The sequence below is a fragment of the Collibacillus ludicampi genome, from assembly GCF_023705585.1.
GTDB classification, from domain to species: domain Bacteria; phylum Bacillota; class Bacilli; order Tumebacillales; family BOQE01; genus Collibacillus; species Collibacillus ludicampi.
The window spans coordinates 1217812-1234162 of sequence record NZ_BOQE01000001.1 but is presented as its reverse complement, the minus strand read 5'-3'; the positions used below and the strand labels follow the sequence as shown (position 1 = coordinate 1234162).

Here is a 16351-nt window from a genome sequence, read left to right as displayed (position 1 = left end):
AGGTTCTCATGGATCTATCAATTATTATCGTCAGCTATAATACAAAAGACCTCCTTATTCAAACATTAGATTCGGTATTTCGTTATTCAGAGGGGGTATCTATTGAGGTTATTGTTGTAGATAACGCCTCGATAGACGGTAGTCCTTCAGCGGTAGAATCCTTGTACCCAGAAGTTCGCTTGATACGTAATTCGACTAATTACGGTTTTGCTTATGCAAATAACCAAGCGATTCGCGAAGCTTCAGGACGATATATACTTCTATTAAATTCGGATACAATTGTAAGTGAAGATACATTTCGAACGATGGTTCACTTTATGGACTCACATCCACGGATCGGAGCTTCCGGTTGTAAGGTTATTAAGCCCGATGGTAATTTGGATTTAGCGTGTCGCCGCAGTTTTCCAACACCTTTGAATTCTTTATATCAGGCTTTGAAATTAAGTAAGTTATTTCCAAAAAGCCGGAGATTTGCATCGTACAATCTCACTTACCTTGATGAAGACGAAACATACCCGGTAGATTGTTTAGTGGGAGCATTTATGATGGTTCGTCGGGAAGCTATTGAACAAGTAGGATTATTGGATGAACGTTTTTTTATGTACGGCGAAGATATCGATTGGTGTTACCGTATCAAACAGGCTGGTTGGGAGATTTGGTATTACCCGAAGACCACAATCATTCATTATAAGGGCGCAAGTAGCAGAAAGAAAAAAGTACGTATAATTTATGAATTTCACAGAGCGATGTACCTTTATTATAAGAAGCATCACGCAGGAAGTAAGTTCTTTCTGTTCAACTGGTTGATTTATAGCGGAATTGCAATTCGTTATTTGCTATCATTATTTGTTAATTTATTCAAGAAGCGAGGAGTAAGTCATGATTCGGTCCTATCAAGCGCTGCTCAATCGAATACTTCTTCTGCTTGATTCGGGAATGACCGCTCTTGCGTTCTTTCTGTCATGGTATATCGAATATCAATCAGGTTGGTTTGATTCAACTGACGCCATCGGGGGTCAAACGTATACCATATTGGGAATCGTAATGATTCTCGTGTTTCTCATTACAAATACCATTTATGGGCTCTATGTCCCCCAACGTACCCGTCGTTTACGATTTGAGTTTTCTCAGATTGCAAAAAGCTCTTTTACTGCTGTATTAGTTTTTATGAGTATATTGTTTTTTATAAAGCAAATTCACGTATCTCGTGTTTTATTAGTCACTTTCATGATATTGGCTTTTTTATTTCTCGCAGTTGAGCGAATGTGCTTGCGCTTATTTTTACGTCGTCTACGTTCAAAGGGTTACAATAAGAAATTTGTGTTAATTATCGGGGCAGGACCTTTGGGAAGAAAAGTATTACAAGTAATGAGGGAACACCGTACATTTGGCTTCGAAGTGATTGGCTTCCTTGATGACCGATTGTATCCTACGACTTCTTATGTAGATCATGTACAAGTCATGGGAACCATAGATGATTTGAGCACTATATTAAATGATCATTTAATCGATCAAGTCATTTTAGCATTGCCCCTTGACGCTCATCATAAATTAGGGCAAATTATCGCTATCTGCGAAAAGTTGGGAATTCAAACAATGATTATCCCGGATTTCTTTAATTATCTACCTGCTCGTCCGCATTTTGAAGAAGTGGGCGGACTTCCGATGATTGATGTTCGGCATATACCATTAGATGAGGCTTTTAATGCGGGATTAAAACGAGCTTTTGATATTGTTTTTTCTTTGGTGGTTTTAACCATTCTTTCTCCTCTTTTTCTCTTTATAGCCATCGGAATCAAGCTTACTTCGCCTGGGCCTGTCTTGTTCGTACAAGAGCGTGTAGGAAAGAATCGACGCATCTTTAAAATGTATAAATTCCGAACAATGAAGGTAAGTTCAGAATCTGTCTCGGATACATATTGGACGACTCCAAATGACCCTCGCAAGACGAAGTTTGGGACATTTCTGCGAAAAACCAGTTTAGATGAACTTCCACAATTCTTTAATGTCTTGAAAGGGGATATGAGTATTATTGGCCCGAGACCGGAGCGCCCCTATTTTGTGGAACAATTTAAGGAAGATGTGCCAAAGTATATGCTCAAACATCGTGTGCGACCCGGAATCACCGGTTGGGCGCAAGTGAACGGTTGGAGAGGGGATACTTCGATTGAGGAGAGAATTAGGTGCGATATTGACTATATTGAAAATTGGACATTTGGATTAGACATGAAGATTGTAATAAAAACGGTCATAAATGGGTTTATTAATAAGAATGCTTATTAGTAATATAGTTTCAAAAGAAGATTATAGAGCACAGTTCACAAAATATTAGTTCTGTGCTCTATTTTTGTCTGCTAAACTTACTTTGTCTAATAGATCTTGTGATACGGCTTGTAAATTGGAACATCAATGAAATGAAACCACCAGTTTTCCTATCTACTATTTTCACTTTTTTAGTATACTGACTGGTAGTGACATCGATTTTGAATGGAGGTTACATACGTGCACAAACTCTAAAATCCTGGCTACCACAGTTGTTCTCTCCACTGTTTGACACCTGCGACTTCCTTCGGCGGTGATGGAATGGGCCTGATGGCGGGCGACGGGATGAACTTCCATCCGAAGAATCACGCACAGCGCTAGGAAGTGGTGGCGATGCTCTTGAACTTCTTGAAACTGACTTCCACTGTCAACAACGCGGCTGATGCAAACAGTATGAGATCTGCGTTAGAAGAGAATGCCGATGCGTTAGGAATCGATGTGTCTGAAACGAGCGATTATGGCAAACTGAAAGTGGATCTCAAACTTATTGCGGTAACAAAGTTTGGGTCGGCTGCAGCAATTCCGGTTATTGCAACCATTCCTCCGATAATCATACCTGCGAACAATTGCCTTTTACTTGAAAACACTTGAACATCCCCCTTTCGAATTTTTGTAGTGTTATAACTAGCTATACATCGATCTGTATCGTAAAAAAAGAGTGATCATAATTTGTAGTGACCACTGTCAAGTAGACAGAAATAAAAAAGCAATATTAAGAAGCCTGAGTTCGATATTCAGTAAGCGTCAAATACTTCCCACCTACTAACCTCGTATTGTATTTGAGATAATCTCCTCAAGATATTCGGAGAGGAGAATTTTCAATGTCCCATGCAGAACTGAGAAAAGAGTGGGAGGTACGGATCGCCGCTTTTCGGGCTAGCGGACAGAGCGCATCAGCTTGGTGTAGAGCTCATCAGTTGAAGCTTCATCAGTTCCGGTATTGGCTCCGGAAGATTGAACACAAAGAAGCCGCTGTGACCCCATCATCCAAGTGGATATCGGCAGAAGTGGACGGGCAGACTGACGAGTCTAGAAACACCTTGCTCGTTAGAGTAGGGCAAGTAACCGTAGAGATCCAGCCTGGCTTTGATCCTGCGCTGCTGGCCGACGTCGTGCGAACACTCCAAACGTTATGCTAAGCGAAGCTATTGTAGAGCGAGTATATCTGGCCTGCGGAAGCACCGATCTACGGAAATCGATTGACGGGTTAGCTGTGCTCGTCAAGGAAGAGTTTGAACTCGACCCTTTCTCGCCCTGTCTCTTCGTTTTCTGCAATCGAAAGCGAGATAAACTGAAGATTCTTCATTGGGAACACAACGGTTTCTGGCTCTATTACCGCCGGTTAGAGAAAGGAAAATTTCAGTGGCCGGAAGAAGCGAGCTCCGTACCGTTGAAAATCAGTCGTCGGGAGTTGCGTTGGCTACTCGATGGTTTATCTCTCGAACAGCGACAAGCTCACCCTGCGGTGACCGCGCGCACAATCGTATGATTCCACACATCCACCTATTTTTTTTGAATGGAAAAGGAATTGGCTGTACATTGTCCAAATCAATAGTATTATGAAAAATCATACATTGAACCCGACCCCTACTACAATAGAAGATCTCCAAAAAGAATGCGATTGGCTGAAAAAGCAAAATGCGGAACTGACCGCCAAACTGAAGTGGTATGAGGAGCAGTTTCGTCTTAGCCAACAGCGCCGGTTTGGCTCTTCGAGCGAACGAACGAATGCCGATCAGCTTGAGCTTTTTAACGAAGCCGAGGTGGAGGCAGATCCCACTGTAGAGGAGCCTACCCTCGAAACCATTACGTACCGCCGCTCCAAAAAACGCGGCCACCGGGAAACCCTGCTTGAAAACCTGCCAGTGGAGACGATCGAGTATCGCCTGCCATCTGAGGAGCAGGTTTGTTCGTGTTGCGGTGGTTCTTTGCATGAAATGAGCACGGAGATACGGCAAGAGCTGAAGATTAACGGCCGAAGTCAAAGTGGTCAAGCATGTCCGTTACGTCTACTCCTGCCGCCGTTGTGAGCGTGAGGAGACAAGTACGCCGATAGTCACAGCCTCTATGCCTGCCCCCGTCTTTCCGGGGAGTTTGGCTTCTTCTTCCAGTATGGCCTATATCATGAGTCAAAAATATGTGGAGAGCATGCCTCTCTACCGACAAGAGCAACAGTTTGCAAGCCTGGGGATTGAGTTGTCTCGTCAGACCCTGGCCAACTGGATCCTCTACGGAGCGAATACCTGGTTGAGTCTGCTCTATGATCGCATGCGCGAGCACTTACTCAAGCAGGACATTCTGCACGCAGACGAGACGACCTTACAAGTGCTCCGCGAACCGGGTCGGGCCGCACAGACGACTTCTTATCTATGGCTGTACCGCACCGGGAGAGAAGGTCCGGCCATCATCCTCTATGACTACCAGACGACACGGGCGAGCAAACACCCGCGTCAGTTTCTTTCCGGTTTCAAAGGGTACCTGCACGTCGATGGCTATGCGGGTTACCATGGGATACCGGATGTGACCCTGGTCGGTTGTTGGGCTCACGCCCGGCGCAAATTCGATGAGGCACTCAAGGCGCTGCCTGAATCGAAGCGCTCGTCACCGGTAGCAGCCAAAGAGGGACTCAATTTCTGCAATCAACTCTTTGCGATTGAACGGGACTTAAAGGAGTGCACGCCTGAGGAACGTTACCAAATCCGTCAAGAACGCAGCCGCCCTGTGTTGGATGCTTTTTTGGCATGGCTACGTACCCAGAAACCGAAAGTGTTGCCCAAAAGTGCGTTCGGTCAGGCAATCTTGTATTGTCTGAACCAGTGGGAAAAATTAGAGGCGTTTTTACAAGATGGGCGATTGGAGATCGATAACAACCGAAGTGAACGCGCGATCAAACCGTTTGTGATCGGTCGCAAAAACTGGTTGTTCTCCAATACCCCGCGTGGTGCAAAGGCGAGTGCGATCATTTACAGTATCATAGAGACAGCGAAAGAAAATGGATTACATCCCTATTCCTATCTTACCTATCTCTTTGAGAAACTACCTAACCTAGATATGAAAGACAAAGATTCCTTAGATCAGCTTCTCCCTTGGTCAGAAAGCCTACCGCTTACCTGCCGGGCTATAAAAAAGAATACGTAAATCATACGAAAATCCCCATCTCTTCAAAAGGTGGGGATTATTTTACGCTTACATAGAAACGAATATATCGTTGTACGGCAACCTTAACCTCTTCAACTGTACGGAAGGAGTAAAGGTGGAAACACTCCGATTTAAAGTGACTGAAGAAGTTCTCCATGCAAGCATTGTCCCAACAGTTTCCTTTTCTGGACATGCTAGCTTTCATCTGATATTTTTTAAGTAGTTGGTTATATTGGCGGGATGTGTATTGGAATCCCTGATCGCTATGCAGGAGGACTCCTTTCACATTCCGTTTTTTTCTGGCTAACTTAAGTGTATCGATCACTAGTTTGAGGTCATTTCTACGACTGATCTGGTAAGCAACGATTTCGTTGTTGTATAAGTCTTTAATGGCAGACAAATACAGTTTTTGTCCATTAAAAATTAAATAGGTAATGTCTGTTACCCATTTCTCATTGGGGCGTGAAGCCTGAAAATCTCTGTTTAGATGATTATTTGAAATGACATAAGCTTCCTTTTTGCCGTAATAAGGTCGTTTTTTCCTAATGACTGCCCGAATCCCCATTTCCGTCATTAGTCGTTGTACACGCTTGTGGTTAATATGTACATTATATCTTCGCTTAAGCCAGACCTTTACTCTCCGATAACCATAGATTCGGTTGACCTTTTCATGGCACTCTAAGATCTTTTCCTTAATCTTTTGGTTCTCTAACTGCCTCGCGGAAGGGGATGCTTTCCGTTTTAGCCATTTATAATAACCACTTTTGGATACCCCTGCAATATCACATAATAACGGAATGGAATAATCTCCTTCAGCCAGTTCCTTAATAACTGCGTATTTCTTTTGTGTTGGTACTGCTTCCATTCCCCCTTTTACATCTTTAAGAGCTTTTTTAGCATTTCATTCTCGGCTTCAAGGCGTTTCATTCTCATTTCAGGGCCTTCTGGGCGAGTTCTTGGTCTACCTTTACCAGGTCCTTTAGCCTTTCCACGTTTCTCCTCAAGCCCCTGAATTCCCTCAGTTTCAAAATGTTTAACCCATCGGCGAACCATTGAATGTTCAATGCCTAATTCTTTTGCTATCGTCTTATACCCCATACCCTCTTTCATGTACAAATCCACTGCTTTTTTCTTAAACGCTAAATCATAAGTTTTTCTCATTTTCCCCATATAAAAATCCCCTCCATAGTAGACAGATTAGTATGCTTTCTTTTTTCTGTCTACTATAAGGGGATCATATCAATTATGAGTGCTCTCATAAAAAAGCATTTCTCTGAAGGCTTTTCCTATAACTCCGTCTAATATAATCATTTCAAATAGTCAATAGAACCCCAAAAGGAGGGTTACGCTCATGCACATCCAAGACCCCAAATTGTTGCCACTGGTTGAGGCACTTGAACAAGGGCGTTTTGAGGAAGTGGAACAGCGGACCATACAAATATTGAAAAAGGTTCCCTTTCATGAAGATGCGTTGCAACTTTTATGCGAAGCGATGATCCGGCAAGGGTATGCGCCGTCTGCGCTCAAAGTGATGCGGCGGACCTGTCTGTTTCATCCGCAGGCCCCGTGGATCGGTGACATGGAAAAAAGGCTGGAAAATCTCTCTCCGGAAAAAGGCAAACGGGAGATCGACACGTTTTTGGATCAAAGGAAAGGAACGACGATTGCTGCGGCGGTGCTCACGCGGAATGCGTCGCGCACCATTCAGCGTTGTCTCGCCAGCCTACAGGAAGCAGTGGATGAAGTGGTGGTGATCGATTCAGGTTCCACAGACGGAACCGTCGAGATCGCTCAACGGTTTCCCAAAGTCAGGGTGTTCCCCTTTACCTGGTGTGACGATTTTTCCGCCGCGCGCAACTTTGGGTTGACGCAAATTCAGAGCCGTTGGGTCTTTTGGGTGGACGCAGATGAGTACTTGCACCCGGAGGACCCGGATTCTGTGCGCGAAATCGCATCCGTTTTGGACACCTATGAGCCGACCCCTCTCGTGCATGTTTCCATATGGAACCTCACGGGACAAACGGTGACTAGAAGTGATCATGTGCCGCGGATGTTTCCTTTGAGGGGAAACCTCCGATTCTTTGGACGGGTGCATGAACAGATCGGCCCGTCTGAGGGGAACCGGTATACTGATTTAAAGACACACGATTTTTTGGTTCCGATTCGGCTGATTCACGACGGATATGATGCGCAAAAAGTTGACATGGGGCAAAAATTGCAGCGCAACCTGAAGCTGTTGCGCCAAATGCTGCAGGAAGAGCCGGGGGATCCGACCTGGCTCATGTTTCTCGGCCGCGAGCTTCTTGGAGCGGGAGAGTTTGAGGAGGGCCTTAAGTTCTTGCAGGAGGCGGAGAAAAAGGCGCGAAATTTTCGCGGTTTCGGCGCGCTGTTGGAAATCCAGCGTTTGTTATTACAAGGATTCCTGACGCTCGGCAGGTTCAAGCAGGCAGAAGAGGTGTGTACGCGCATGCGGGAAACCGACCCGAATTTCCCGGATACCTATTACTATCTCGCCTACGTGCAGATGCAATTGGCGAGAGATTTGCTTGTGCGTGCGGAACAGAATTTGAAAGAGGGAAAAAGCCGATTTGCAAGTTATCGGGGGCTTGTCGCACCGGATAACCAGATTGCCGAATGGAAAACAGATCTGTTGACGGCCGATCTACTGCGGTTGACGGGAAGGTTGTCCCAGGCCCATTCGTTGTATGAAAAACTGATGGATCGTTGTCCGACATATCAGCAAGAAATCGAAGAGCAACTCCGCCGCATCCGACGGGAGGCGGCCGCCATTCAGAAGGGAACTCCCTGATCTATCTGCCGCTTGGAGTTCGAGAAGATTAAGGATGTTTGGCAGAAGAAGATCTATCTTTTTTTAATAGATTTTCTTTATACTTAGAGAAGATGATGGTTTGGAGGAGGTCCTTTCGGTGAAGAAATTCAATAAAATCCTTGCGGCTACCGTCGTACTTTCTACCGTTCTCACGCCGGCAGCTTTCGCGGCGACAGATGCAACGGATGCATTTACCGACACAAGCACAAAGGCTGCGGATTCCGCATCAACTGATACGAGTGCGGCAACGGCCGATCAAACAACCACAGAATCAAGCACAACAACGGCTGGTCAGGCGACCACGGATACCAACACCGCTGCGACCGGACAGGCTGCTTCGGATAACACCGCTACAACGTCCGAACAGGAATCTGTGGAGACCAGCGCGTCGTTAACGTTCAAAGACATCGACCAGGCAAGCACATGGGCGCGCGATTTGATCATCACCGCTCAAAAACTGGGGCTGATGGCCGGGGACAAGGCCGGTACGTTCCGTCCGCGCGATACGGTGACGCGCCAGGAAGTGGCGGCGATTCTTGTGAACACGCTGAAGTTGAAGACACCCGATCTAACAAAGTCTTCCTTCTCGGATGTTACATCGTCCGATTGGGGGATGAAGCAGATTGAGGCGGTCGCCAAGGCGGGCCTGATGGTCGGGGACAAAGGCGGCACCTTCCGTCCCCATGATCCAGTGACGCGCGAAGAGATGGCCACGATCCTCGTGCATGCGGCAGGGGGAACTGCGGGTAAAGGGGACAACCTGAAGATCGCTGACAAGGATGACGTGAGCGATTGGGCCAAAGGGTACGTACAAGCGGCGATGGAAATGGGCCTCATGGCAGGAGACGGAACAAATTTTCACCCGAAAGACCATGCGGAGCGCCAGGAAGTGGCGGCGATGCTCCTGAACTTCCTGAAAGTAAAATCGGCGGAAGGCGATAATTTCACCCCGGCTCTTTCTGCTGTGAATCATGCGGCGGATGCGTCAAGCATGAGAACCGCTCTTGAAGAAAACGCGGCGGCCCTGGGCATCGACGTGTCTTCCAGCAGCGCATACGGCAAGTTGAAAGTGGACCGCAAACCGGCGGTCGCGCTCGATGTCTATGAGAACCGTCCGGAGGACGGATTCCAGACGGTGGATGATGTCAAAACCCTGTTTGACCGCGTGGTGAAAACCCGCACGGTGATCGAGCAGGCGCTCGATTCGGTGAACAGCGCCATTTCAGTCGATGAGATTGCGGCGATGAACCGCAGCTTTATCACCGATGTGATCGCCGATTTGGAAGATGCGCAAAAAACGCCGAACTTCGTCTATGAATCAGATAGCAAAATCAGCGACACTTTGGCTACACTGAAAGATCTCGTCACGAAATATGACGCGCTGACCGATCAAGAGAAACAAGAAGCCAATGCGGCGATCCAAGGCAAATCGTTCACCTCCTATAACGCGATGATCCAGGCATTTGCCAAAGCGGTAGATAAGCAAAAAGCCGCTCTCGATGCGGTGAACACTGCGACCGACGCGGCTTCCATGAAGTCCGCTCTGGAAACAAACGCTGCGGCCATCGGGATCGACGTTTCCGCAACGAGCGATTACGGAAAATTGATCGGCGATGCGACAGTGACCCAGGACGTATACGCCAATCAACTAAGTGTCGCGCAAGACGTTTATGATAACAAACCAAATGGCGGCTATACGAACGTTGCCGACGTGAAATCCGTGTTTGACGCTGCGGTTCAAGTCAAAACCGCCCAAGTCAATGCCTTGAAAGACGTACAATCGGCAAAATCGGCCGATGATCTCGCGGACGTGAAATATATCAACGATGCCATCGCCGCTTTGGAGGACGCATCCAAAACAGCCAACTATACGACTTCCTCCGGAAGAAACATCAATGATATTCTCGATGAATTGAAAGCGGACGTAACCCAATACACGGCACTCACTGATGAGGAGAAAAAAGCGGTCAATGAAGCGCTCGCTGGTAAAACATTCACGACATACTCCGATTTGGTGCAAGCATTTGAAGAAGCAGTGAAGGCAAACACAGCGAACGATTCGTCCGCACAGGGATCTCAATCGACATCAACAGGAACCACATCTGGAACACAAACGACGGATACTCAGTCAACCTCCACATCGGATAGCACACAAAGCACAAGTGGAGAAGCTGCAAGTACGCAAATCAACTGATTTTCCAGCATATTGGAACCGATGTAAGAAACGACTCAGGGAACTTTTCGATCCCGAGTCGTTTTTTTAACGGTGATTGCAGTTTAGAGTTTTTTATCAAACTTCTAATTCAAGGAAGGGGTTGAGGTAAAAAGGAGAATATTTTGGAATAAGCTGAAGTACGGCTCTAACAAACAGCATTTGGCATTCTAATGAAATCCCCTGTATGAGAGGGGGTTTATTCTACTCTCACGGTATAATGATGAATATGAGCGGGGGGATTAAATATTTGAATGCTAAACGGTTGCGATTCATTGATTGTTAATTGACTATTAAAAGGATATATTTGGTTCCCTATGGATGTGTTGTTAGCATCGTATAAAATCACATGAATATTTTTCGGTCGTTGACTGGAAGTTGAAACGTTAGTCAAATTTCCGTTAATGGTTATGGATTTCATTTCTCCGTTATTGTTGTAATTGATAGATACGTTCAAATCATCGATCTTATACTTGTCATCAGATACTCCAGATCCAGTAATTGCATTACTTACTTGGTGTTGATTTTGTAAATCAGCGAGCTGATCTTTTAGTTTTTCAATTTGTTGTTGTTGTTCATCGATTTGATCTTGAAGGTCACTGTTTATTTTTATGGTCTGCGTGTTTGAATCCCAATCAACTTTCCCGCCTAATTGCTCAGCCACAAATCTTACTGGAACATATACTCTACCATTATAGTTGAGCACGTTATACCCATCAGGAAGCGTTTTTTCAACCCCATTAAATTGGAACTTAATCCAGTTTTCAATTGTTGTTGTAACGGAATTTTGATCAGCAAAAGCAACACCAGTACTTGCAATCATTCCGCCAATTGCAATCCCCGCTAATAGTTGCTTCTTCTTTTTTAAGAACACCAGTATATCCCCCTCTCAGGTTTTGGTGGTTATATATACAACTATACAGCGTTATCTGTCATGATAAAAGTTCCGTGTATATAAAAAGTCTCTGCATCATGATATGGTGATGAGATGAATGTTTAGGCTTATCATAAATACCAAGGACGAAGTGCGTTAAGAAACGCTATTAAGGCTTCTTCGTAACTCAAATTTGTTTCCGTAATCTAGTGCAAGCTCCAAACCCTACCACTCATGAACGATGAAAGAGCTCTACTTCCCTCATTAGAAAGCATATTTCCCTCGTATGTTCTCCTTCTGCTATAATCATGGATGTACACATACACATATCCACACAAGGATCAAGGGAAATGGACTCTTCGGGATGCCCCCAGTGCACTTGCCGATCAACACCCTCGTTATGAGAACACACTTTGGGCCATGGGCTGCCTCGAAGCTGCTATCTTCGAGCATGGGTTGCCAAAGGGAACAGCCTGCGAGTTAGAAGGTCTAGCAAGAGCTGGGGAAACAGACTTAACCAGTAGACAAAGCTACAGGAGCATATAAGAATTTCCCCAAATGATCCTAATGTTCATTGTCTGGGAACATCACGAAAAGTCCAGTCACTTGCTTGTTTTTAATGATGGAAAATTCTCCCCAAAAACAATAAATCTTTACTGGTAATTCTCTGTTTCAGAGGATCTGAAAAATACTATACGAGGAGCATTCCACATGAAAGGAATCATTCTCGCAGGAGGAAGCGGGACGCGTCTGTATCCGTTGACCAAAGCGATTTCCAAGCAGCTTCTTCCCGTTTATAATAAACCGATGATCTATTATCCCCTTTCCGTTCTCATGTTGGCGGGGATTCGCGAGATTTTGATCATCTCAACCCCGGAGGATACGCCAAGGTTTCAACAGTTATTGGGCAGCGGAGAGGAGTTGGGCTTGTCGATCTCGTATGAAGTGCAGCCGTCGCCGGACGGATTGGCGCAGGCGTTTCTCATTGGAGAAGATTTTATCGGCAAGGATCGTGTGGCGTTGATCCTCGGTGACAACATCTTCTACGGGCAAGGGTTTACGCACTTGTTGCGCAAAGCGGCGAGCCGTGAATCGGGAGCCACTATTTTCGGCTATCGTGTGAAAGATCCCAGCCGCTTCGGCGTGGTCGCCTTCGATGAAAACAGAAAGGTGATTTCTCTGGAAGAGAAACCGGTGAATCCGTTGTCCGATTTTGCGGTCACGGGGCTTTATTTTTACGACAATGATGTCATCGAGATCGCCAAGCGGATCACCCCATCCGCTCGAGGAGAACTGGAGATTACCGATGTAAACAAGGCATACCTCGCACGCGGAGACTTGCACGTGGAATTGCTCGGGCGCGGTTTTGCCTGGCTGGACACTGGCACGCACGAGTCGTTGCTGCAGGCTTCCCAGTTTATCGAGACGATCGAAACGCGGCAAGGTTTAAAAGTTGCCTGCCTGGAAGAGATCGCTTACAAAATGGGATACATCACCCGCGATCAATTGCTCGCATTGGCGGAACGGTTAAAAGGAAACGAATACGGGCAATACCTGTTCGACCTCGCCCAGCGCGAAAACGTGCTCCATAACTGGGAGCAGATTGACCACGAATACGGCATGACCATGAAAAAATAAGCAATCATTGTAAAGTGATACCGCATGAGCGTTAGTGCTATTGCAATCACAAGCAACATAGTGACTTTTGGGTGGGTGGTATCGCTTTGCGGCGTAGAGGTGAGTTGAAGGTCGTTCAGCTTCCTTTAAACCGTTAATAGGTCATATGCTTTGCGTGAAAAAGCGACTTTGAAGGTCGTCTCGCAACATTTAATGATTATTCCATGCGAGACGACCTTCACGGAGCATAAGCGCAAAGCATATGACCGCTTGACCTTCATCGAACCCAAGCGCAAAGCGATACACCCACCCGAGCACAGGCTTTCAAGGTGATTTTCAACCTAACGAGACAACCTCCAAAAATCATTGTTTCACGAAAATCATGACGCCTATCCAATCACTTGTCATGGGTAACTGCTTCTTAAACGGGTTTTTTTAATTGATACTTAAATAGATCTGTACACTCTGTTTAAAACGAAATGTTGCTATCAGAGTTGTAAAAAGTAACGGAAGGCCGTTCGTATCCATGTTTGAAACGCAATTTCAAAGGAATGATCCATACATGAACCAAACGACCATCTTAATCACCGGGGGAGCCGGTTTTATCGGCTCGAACTTCATCCTCTATTTTCTTGAAACATACCCGAAGTATCGCATCGTCAACCTGGACAAGCTGACCTACGCGGGGAACCTGGACAATCTGCGTGAAGTGGAACATCATCCCCGGTATACGTTCGTCCAAGGGGATATTTGTGACAGGGAGTTGGTGGAATCTCTGTTTCGCGAGCACGATATCCGCGGTGTGATCCACTTTGCAGCCGAATCGCATGTGGATAACTCGATCAAGGAACCGGATATATTCGTGCGCACCAATGTGCATGGAACGTTCACCCTGCTCGATGTGGCCAAAGCGCATTGGCTGGAAGCCCCGCATAAGCTCAAACGGGGTTACGAAAATTGTCGGTTCCATCATATTTCGACCGATGAAGTGTACGGTACGCTCGGAGAAACCGGCTATTTCACGGAAGAAACGCCGTACGCCCCGAACAGCCCTTACAGCGCGAGCAAGGCCAGCTCCGATCTGTTCGTTCGCAGTTACTTTCACACCTACGGCCTTCCCGTTGTCACGACCAATTGTTCGAACAACTATGGGCCGAAACAGCACCCGGAAAAGCTGATCCCGACGATCATCCGCAAAGCGCTGGCCGGGGAGCCGATTCCGATCTACGGGAATGGACAAAATGTGCGCGATTGGCTCTACGTGCTCGATCATTGCCGTGCGGTCGATATCGTATTTCATCAAGGGAGAGTAGGCGAGACCTACAATATCGGCGGACGCAACGAACGGAGAAACATCGACATCGCCACGAAGATTTGCGCAATTCTCGACGAAATCGCTCTGGAGCATCGACCTTCCGCGCATGCGAGTTATCGGGATTTGATCCAATTTGTCACCGATCGCCCCGGACATGATTGGCGCTATGCGATCGATCCCGCAAAAATCGAACGGGAACTCGGGTGGCGGGCGGAAGTAACTTTTGAAGACGGACTTCGCAAAACGGTGGAGTGGTATCTGAAAAATGGCAAGCGCTAAAATTTCGATCGTCACGCCGGTTTACCGCTGCGCCCCCTGTCTGGTGCAATTGTACAACCGCTTGCGGGCGGCGTTAGAACCGATCACGGCAGATTTTGAAATCATCATGGTGAACGACAACAGTCCGGATCACGCGTGGGAAGTGATTCAGGAACTGTCCAGGCGGGATCGCCGGGTGAAAGGAATCCACTTTTCCCGTAATTTCGGGCAGCATTACGCGATAACGGCGGGGCTGGACTATGCATCGGGGGATTGGGTGGTGGTCATGGATTGTGACCTGCAGGATCAACCGGAGGAGATCCCCAAGTTATACGCCAAGGCGCAAGAAGGGTATGATATCGTTTTTGGTCAGAGAGTGGAGCGTCAGGACCGTTTGCTGAAACGGATGAGCTCGAAACTGTTCTACAAAGTGTTCAGTTACCTCACCGATACGGAGCAAGACGCATCGATCGCGAATTTCGGTATTTATCATCGCAAAGTGATCGATACACTGGTGAATATGCGGGAGAAATTGCGCTTTTTCCCCACGATGGTGAAATGGGTGGGATTCCGCTCGACCGCGATCGAAATCGAACATGCGAGCCGAGAACAAGGAAAATCGAGTTATTCGTGGAAACGCTTGTTGAACCTCGCGTTTGACGTGATCATTTCCTTTTCGGACAAACCTTTGCGATTAACGGTGAAATTGGGCTTCTTCATGTCGTTTTTCTCGTTTCTCTACGCATTATACATCGTGATTCGCGCGCTTCTCGGCATCAAAGGGATCATCGGCTGGCCCAGCCTCATCGTCTCCATCTGGTTTTTGGCAGGGTTGATCATTTTTATTCTCGGTATCATCGGGATTTATATCAGCAAAATTTATGACGAAGCGAAGAAAAGGCCGATCTACATCATCAAAGAAGTCGTGGGTTTTGAAGGGATGGAACGGGCCGATGGAAGATAAACATCCGTTTTTGCGAAAAACGCCTTGGGATGCAAATGCGTTCGGGATCGATACATATGAGATCATCGCGTATACGGAGGAAAGTTTGCAGGCCATCGCCGGAATGCCGGGACATTTCACGATCAAGGTGGATCCGCTGGCCGATAAAAGGTTGTTGCATGAGTACGGCTTTTATTACTGCGATACGTTGATCGAACCGTACGCGACGCGCGAACAATTCATTTTTTATGACAAAGAGGGAGTCTCGCTCGCGAAAGACGTTCCGCTTGCAGAACTCCTCGCGATGGTGGACGGCGCTTTTGTCTATGGCCGTTTCCATCGGGATTTCGCGATCGACGATTCACGGGCCGATCTTCGCTATGCCAATTGGTTGCGTCAATTGTATGAGCAGGGGAACGTCTGGGCGTTGATGTACAATGAGGAATTGGCTGGCTTTTTTGGATACGAGCACAACAAAATCCTGCTGCACGCTCTGCATGACGCGTACAGGGGCAAAGGGATGGCCAAATACTTCTGGAGTCAAGCGATAAGGCGGATGTTTGCGGAAGGTCATCACGAACTGACCAGCTCCATTTCTGCCGCCAATCTGGCAGTGCTCAACTTGTACGCTTCCCTCGGTTTCCGCTTCCGTCATGCGGTGGATGTGTACCAAAAGTTGCAGAGGTAAGTTTCTCTGTTGGCTCGAGGTAGGCATGTAAGAACGCACTGGGGTGGTTTACGTGGTAGCCCCCGTGCGGCAAGCTGTGCTTAGTCTTTCAAAAGCAACTGGGTGGCTTTTGGGTGGGTTGAATCGCTTTGCGGCGCAGAGGTGAGTTGAAGGT

At 46.8% G+C, this 16351-nt stretch carries 14 protein-coding genes and 1 pseudogene; 12 read left to right on the top strand and 3 right to left on the bottom strand.

The window, feature by feature from the left end; translation table 11 throughout:
- Positions 1-8: 8 nt before the first annotated feature.
- The 6 genes and pseudogenes from DNHGIG_RS06110 to tnpC all read left to right on the top strand — a co-directional run bounded on the left by DNHGIG_RS06110 (position 9) and on the right by tnpC (position 5460).
- Positions 9-929, top strand: a complete 921-nt coding sequence (locus tag DNHGIG_RS06110; RefSeq protein ID WP_282198838.1) for a glycosyltransferase family 2 protein — start codon at positions 9-11, stop codon at positions 927-929.
- Entirely contained in the window at positions 880-2283 is a 1404-nt protein-coding gene (locus DNHGIG_RS06105) for an undecaprenyl-phosphate glucose phosphotransferase (protein ID WP_282198837.1), read from the top strand. Before DNHGIG_RS06110 ends, DNHGIG_RS06105 begins: the two co-directional genes overlap by 50 nt.
- Positions 2284-2655: 372 nt before the next feature.
- Positions 2656-2913 (top strand): hypothetical protein, encoded by a 258-nt coding sequence (locus DNHGIG_RS06100; RefSeq protein WP_282198836.1) that lies wholly within the window; start codon positions 2656-2658, stop codon positions 2911-2913.
- 230 nt (positions 2914-3143) lie between these two features.
- Positions 3144-3461, top strand: a complete 318-nt coding sequence (gene tnpA / locus DNHGIG_RS06095) for an IS66 family insertion sequence element accessory protein TnpA (protein ID WP_282198835.1) — start codon at positions 3144-3146, stop codon at positions 3459-3461.
- On the top strand, positions 3455-3811 hold the full coding sequence (gene tnpB / locus DNHGIG_RS06090) for an IS66 family insertion sequence element accessory protein TnpB (protein ID WP_282198834.1): 357 nt from the start codon (positions 3455-3457) through the stop codon (positions 3809-3811). Before tnpA ends, tnpB begins: the two co-directional genes overlap by 7 nt.
- 70 nt (positions 3812-3881) lie before the next feature.
- Positions 3882-5460: pseudogene (tnpC, locus tag DNHGIG_RS06085) on the top strand (IS66 family transposase).
- Positions 5461-5497: 37 nt separating this feature from the next.
- Here tnpC and DNHGIG_RS06080 read toward each other — a convergent pair.
- Together DNHGIG_RS06080 and DNHGIG_RS06075 are read right to left on the bottom strand one after the other, a co-directional pair.
- On the bottom strand, positions 5498-6325 hold the full coding sequence (locus tag DNHGIG_RS06080) for an IS3 family transposase (RefSeq protein WP_282198833.1): 828 nt from the start codon (positions 6323-6325) through the stop codon (positions 5498-5500).
- A gap of 8 nt (positions 6326-6333) precedes the next feature.
- The gene (locus DNHGIG_RS06075; protein ID WP_282198832.1) at positions 6334-6630 is read right to left on the bottom strand and encodes a transposase; all 297 of its coding nucleotides are present in this window, start codon (positions 6628-6630) and stop codon (positions 6334-6336) included.
- A gap of 181 nt (positions 6631-6811) precedes the next feature.
- Between DNHGIG_RS06075 and DNHGIG_RS06070 the strand changes: the two genes are divergently transcribed.
- Entirely contained in the window at positions 6812-8269 is a 1458-nt protein-coding gene (locus DNHGIG_RS06070; protein WP_282198831.1) for a glycosyltransferase, read from the top strand.
- 118 nt (positions 8270-8387) lie between these two features.
- The gene (locus DNHGIG_RS06065; RefSeq protein ID WP_282198830.1) at positions 8388-10484 is read left to right on the top strand and encodes an S-layer homology domain-containing protein; all 2097 of its coding nucleotides are present in this window, start codon (positions 8388-8390) and stop codon (positions 10482-10484) included.
- Between the two features lie 217 nt (positions 10485-10701).
- Here the strand turns inward: DNHGIG_RS06065 and DNHGIG_RS06060 are convergent, their stop codons facing one another.
- Positions 10702-11376 (bottom strand): copper amine oxidase N-terminal domain-containing protein, encoded by a 675-nt coding sequence (locus DNHGIG_RS06060; RefSeq protein WP_282198829.1) that lies wholly within the window; start codon positions 11374-11376, stop codon positions 10702-10704.
- Between the two features lie 711 nt (positions 11377-12087).
- On the opposite strand from DNHGIG_RS06060, the gene rfbA reads away from it, so the two are divergent.
- The 4 genes from rfbA to DNHGIG_RS06040 all read left to right on the top strand — a co-directional run bounded on the left by rfbA (position 12088) and on the right by DNHGIG_RS06040 (position 16197).
- Positions 12088-13014 carry a glucose-1-phosphate thymidylyltransferase RfbA gene (gene rfbA / locus DNHGIG_RS06055; protein WP_282198828.1) on the top strand — a complete coding sequence of 309 codons (927 nt, stop codon included), beginning with the start codon at positions 12088-12090 and terminating at the stop codon, positions 13012-13014.
- A 541-nt stretch (positions 13015-13555) separates the two neighbouring features.
- The gene (gene rfbB, locus DNHGIG_RS06050; RefSeq protein WP_282198827.1) at positions 13556-14587 is read left to right on the top strand and encodes a dTDP-glucose 4,6-dehydratase; all 1032 of its coding nucleotides are present in this window, start codon (positions 13556-13558) and stop codon (positions 14585-14587) included.
- The gene (locus DNHGIG_RS06045; protein WP_282198826.1) at positions 14574-15530 is read left to right on the top strand and encodes a glycosyltransferase family 2 protein; all 957 of its coding nucleotides are present in this window, start codon (positions 14574-14576) and stop codon (positions 15528-15530) included. Before rfbB ends, DNHGIG_RS06045 begins: the two co-directional genes overlap by 14 nt.
- Entirely contained in the window at positions 15520-16197 is a 678-nt protein-coding gene (locus DNHGIG_RS06040; RefSeq protein WP_282198825.1) for a GNAT family N-acetyltransferase, read from the top strand. Before DNHGIG_RS06045 ends, DNHGIG_RS06040 begins: the two co-directional genes overlap by 11 nt.
- Positions 16198-16351 lie beyond the last annotated feature (154 nt).

Bases quoted from the DNA above. Each gene is read 5' to 3' on its own strand.
- DNHGIG_RS06110 (WP_282198838.1), top strand. From the start codon at position 9: ATGGATCTATCAATTATTATCGTCAGCTATAATACAAAAGACCTCCTT.
- DNHGIG_RS06105 (WP_282198837.1), top strand. From the start codon at position 880: ATGATTCGGTCCTATCAAGCGCTGCTCAATCGAATACTTCTTCTGCTT.
- DNHGIG_RS06100 (WP_282198836.1), top strand. From the start codon at position 2,656: ATGCTCTTGAACTTCTTGAAACTGACTTCCACTGTCAACAACGCGGCT.
- tnpA (WP_282198835.1), top strand. From the start codon at position 3,144: ATGTCCCATGCAGAACTGAGAAAAGAGTGGGAGGTACGGATCGCCGCT.
- tnpB (WP_282198834.1), top strand. From the start codon at position 3,455: ATGCTAAGCGAAGCTATTGTAGAGCGAGTATATCTGGCCTGCGGAAGC.
- DNHGIG_RS06080 (WP_282198833.1), bottom strand. From the start codon at position 6,325: ATGGAAGCAGTACCAACACAAAAGAAATACGCAGTTATTAAGGAACTG.
- DNHGIG_RS06075 (WP_282198832.1), bottom strand. From the start codon at position 6,630: ATGGGGAAAATGAGAAAAACTTATGATTTAGCGTTTAAGAAAAAAGCA.
- DNHGIG_RS06070 (WP_282198831.1), top strand. From the start codon at position 6,812: ATGCACATCCAAGACCCCAAATTGTTGCCACTGGTTGAGGCACTTGAA.
- rfbA (WP_282198828.1), top strand. From the start codon at position 12,088: ATGAAAGGAATCATTCTCGCAGGAGGAAGCGGGACGCGTCTGTATCCG.
- rfbB (WP_282198827.1), top strand. From the start codon at position 13,556: ATGAACCAAACGACCATCTTAATCACCGGGGGAGCCGGTTTTATCGGC.
- DNHGIG_RS06045 (WP_282198826.1), top strand. From the start codon at position 14,574: ATGGCAAGCGCTAAAATTTCGATCGTCACGCCGGTTTACCGCTGCGCC.
- DNHGIG_RS06040 (WP_282198825.1), top strand. From the start codon at position 15,520: ATGGAAGATAAACATCCGTTTTTGCGAAAAACGCCTTGGGATGCAAAT.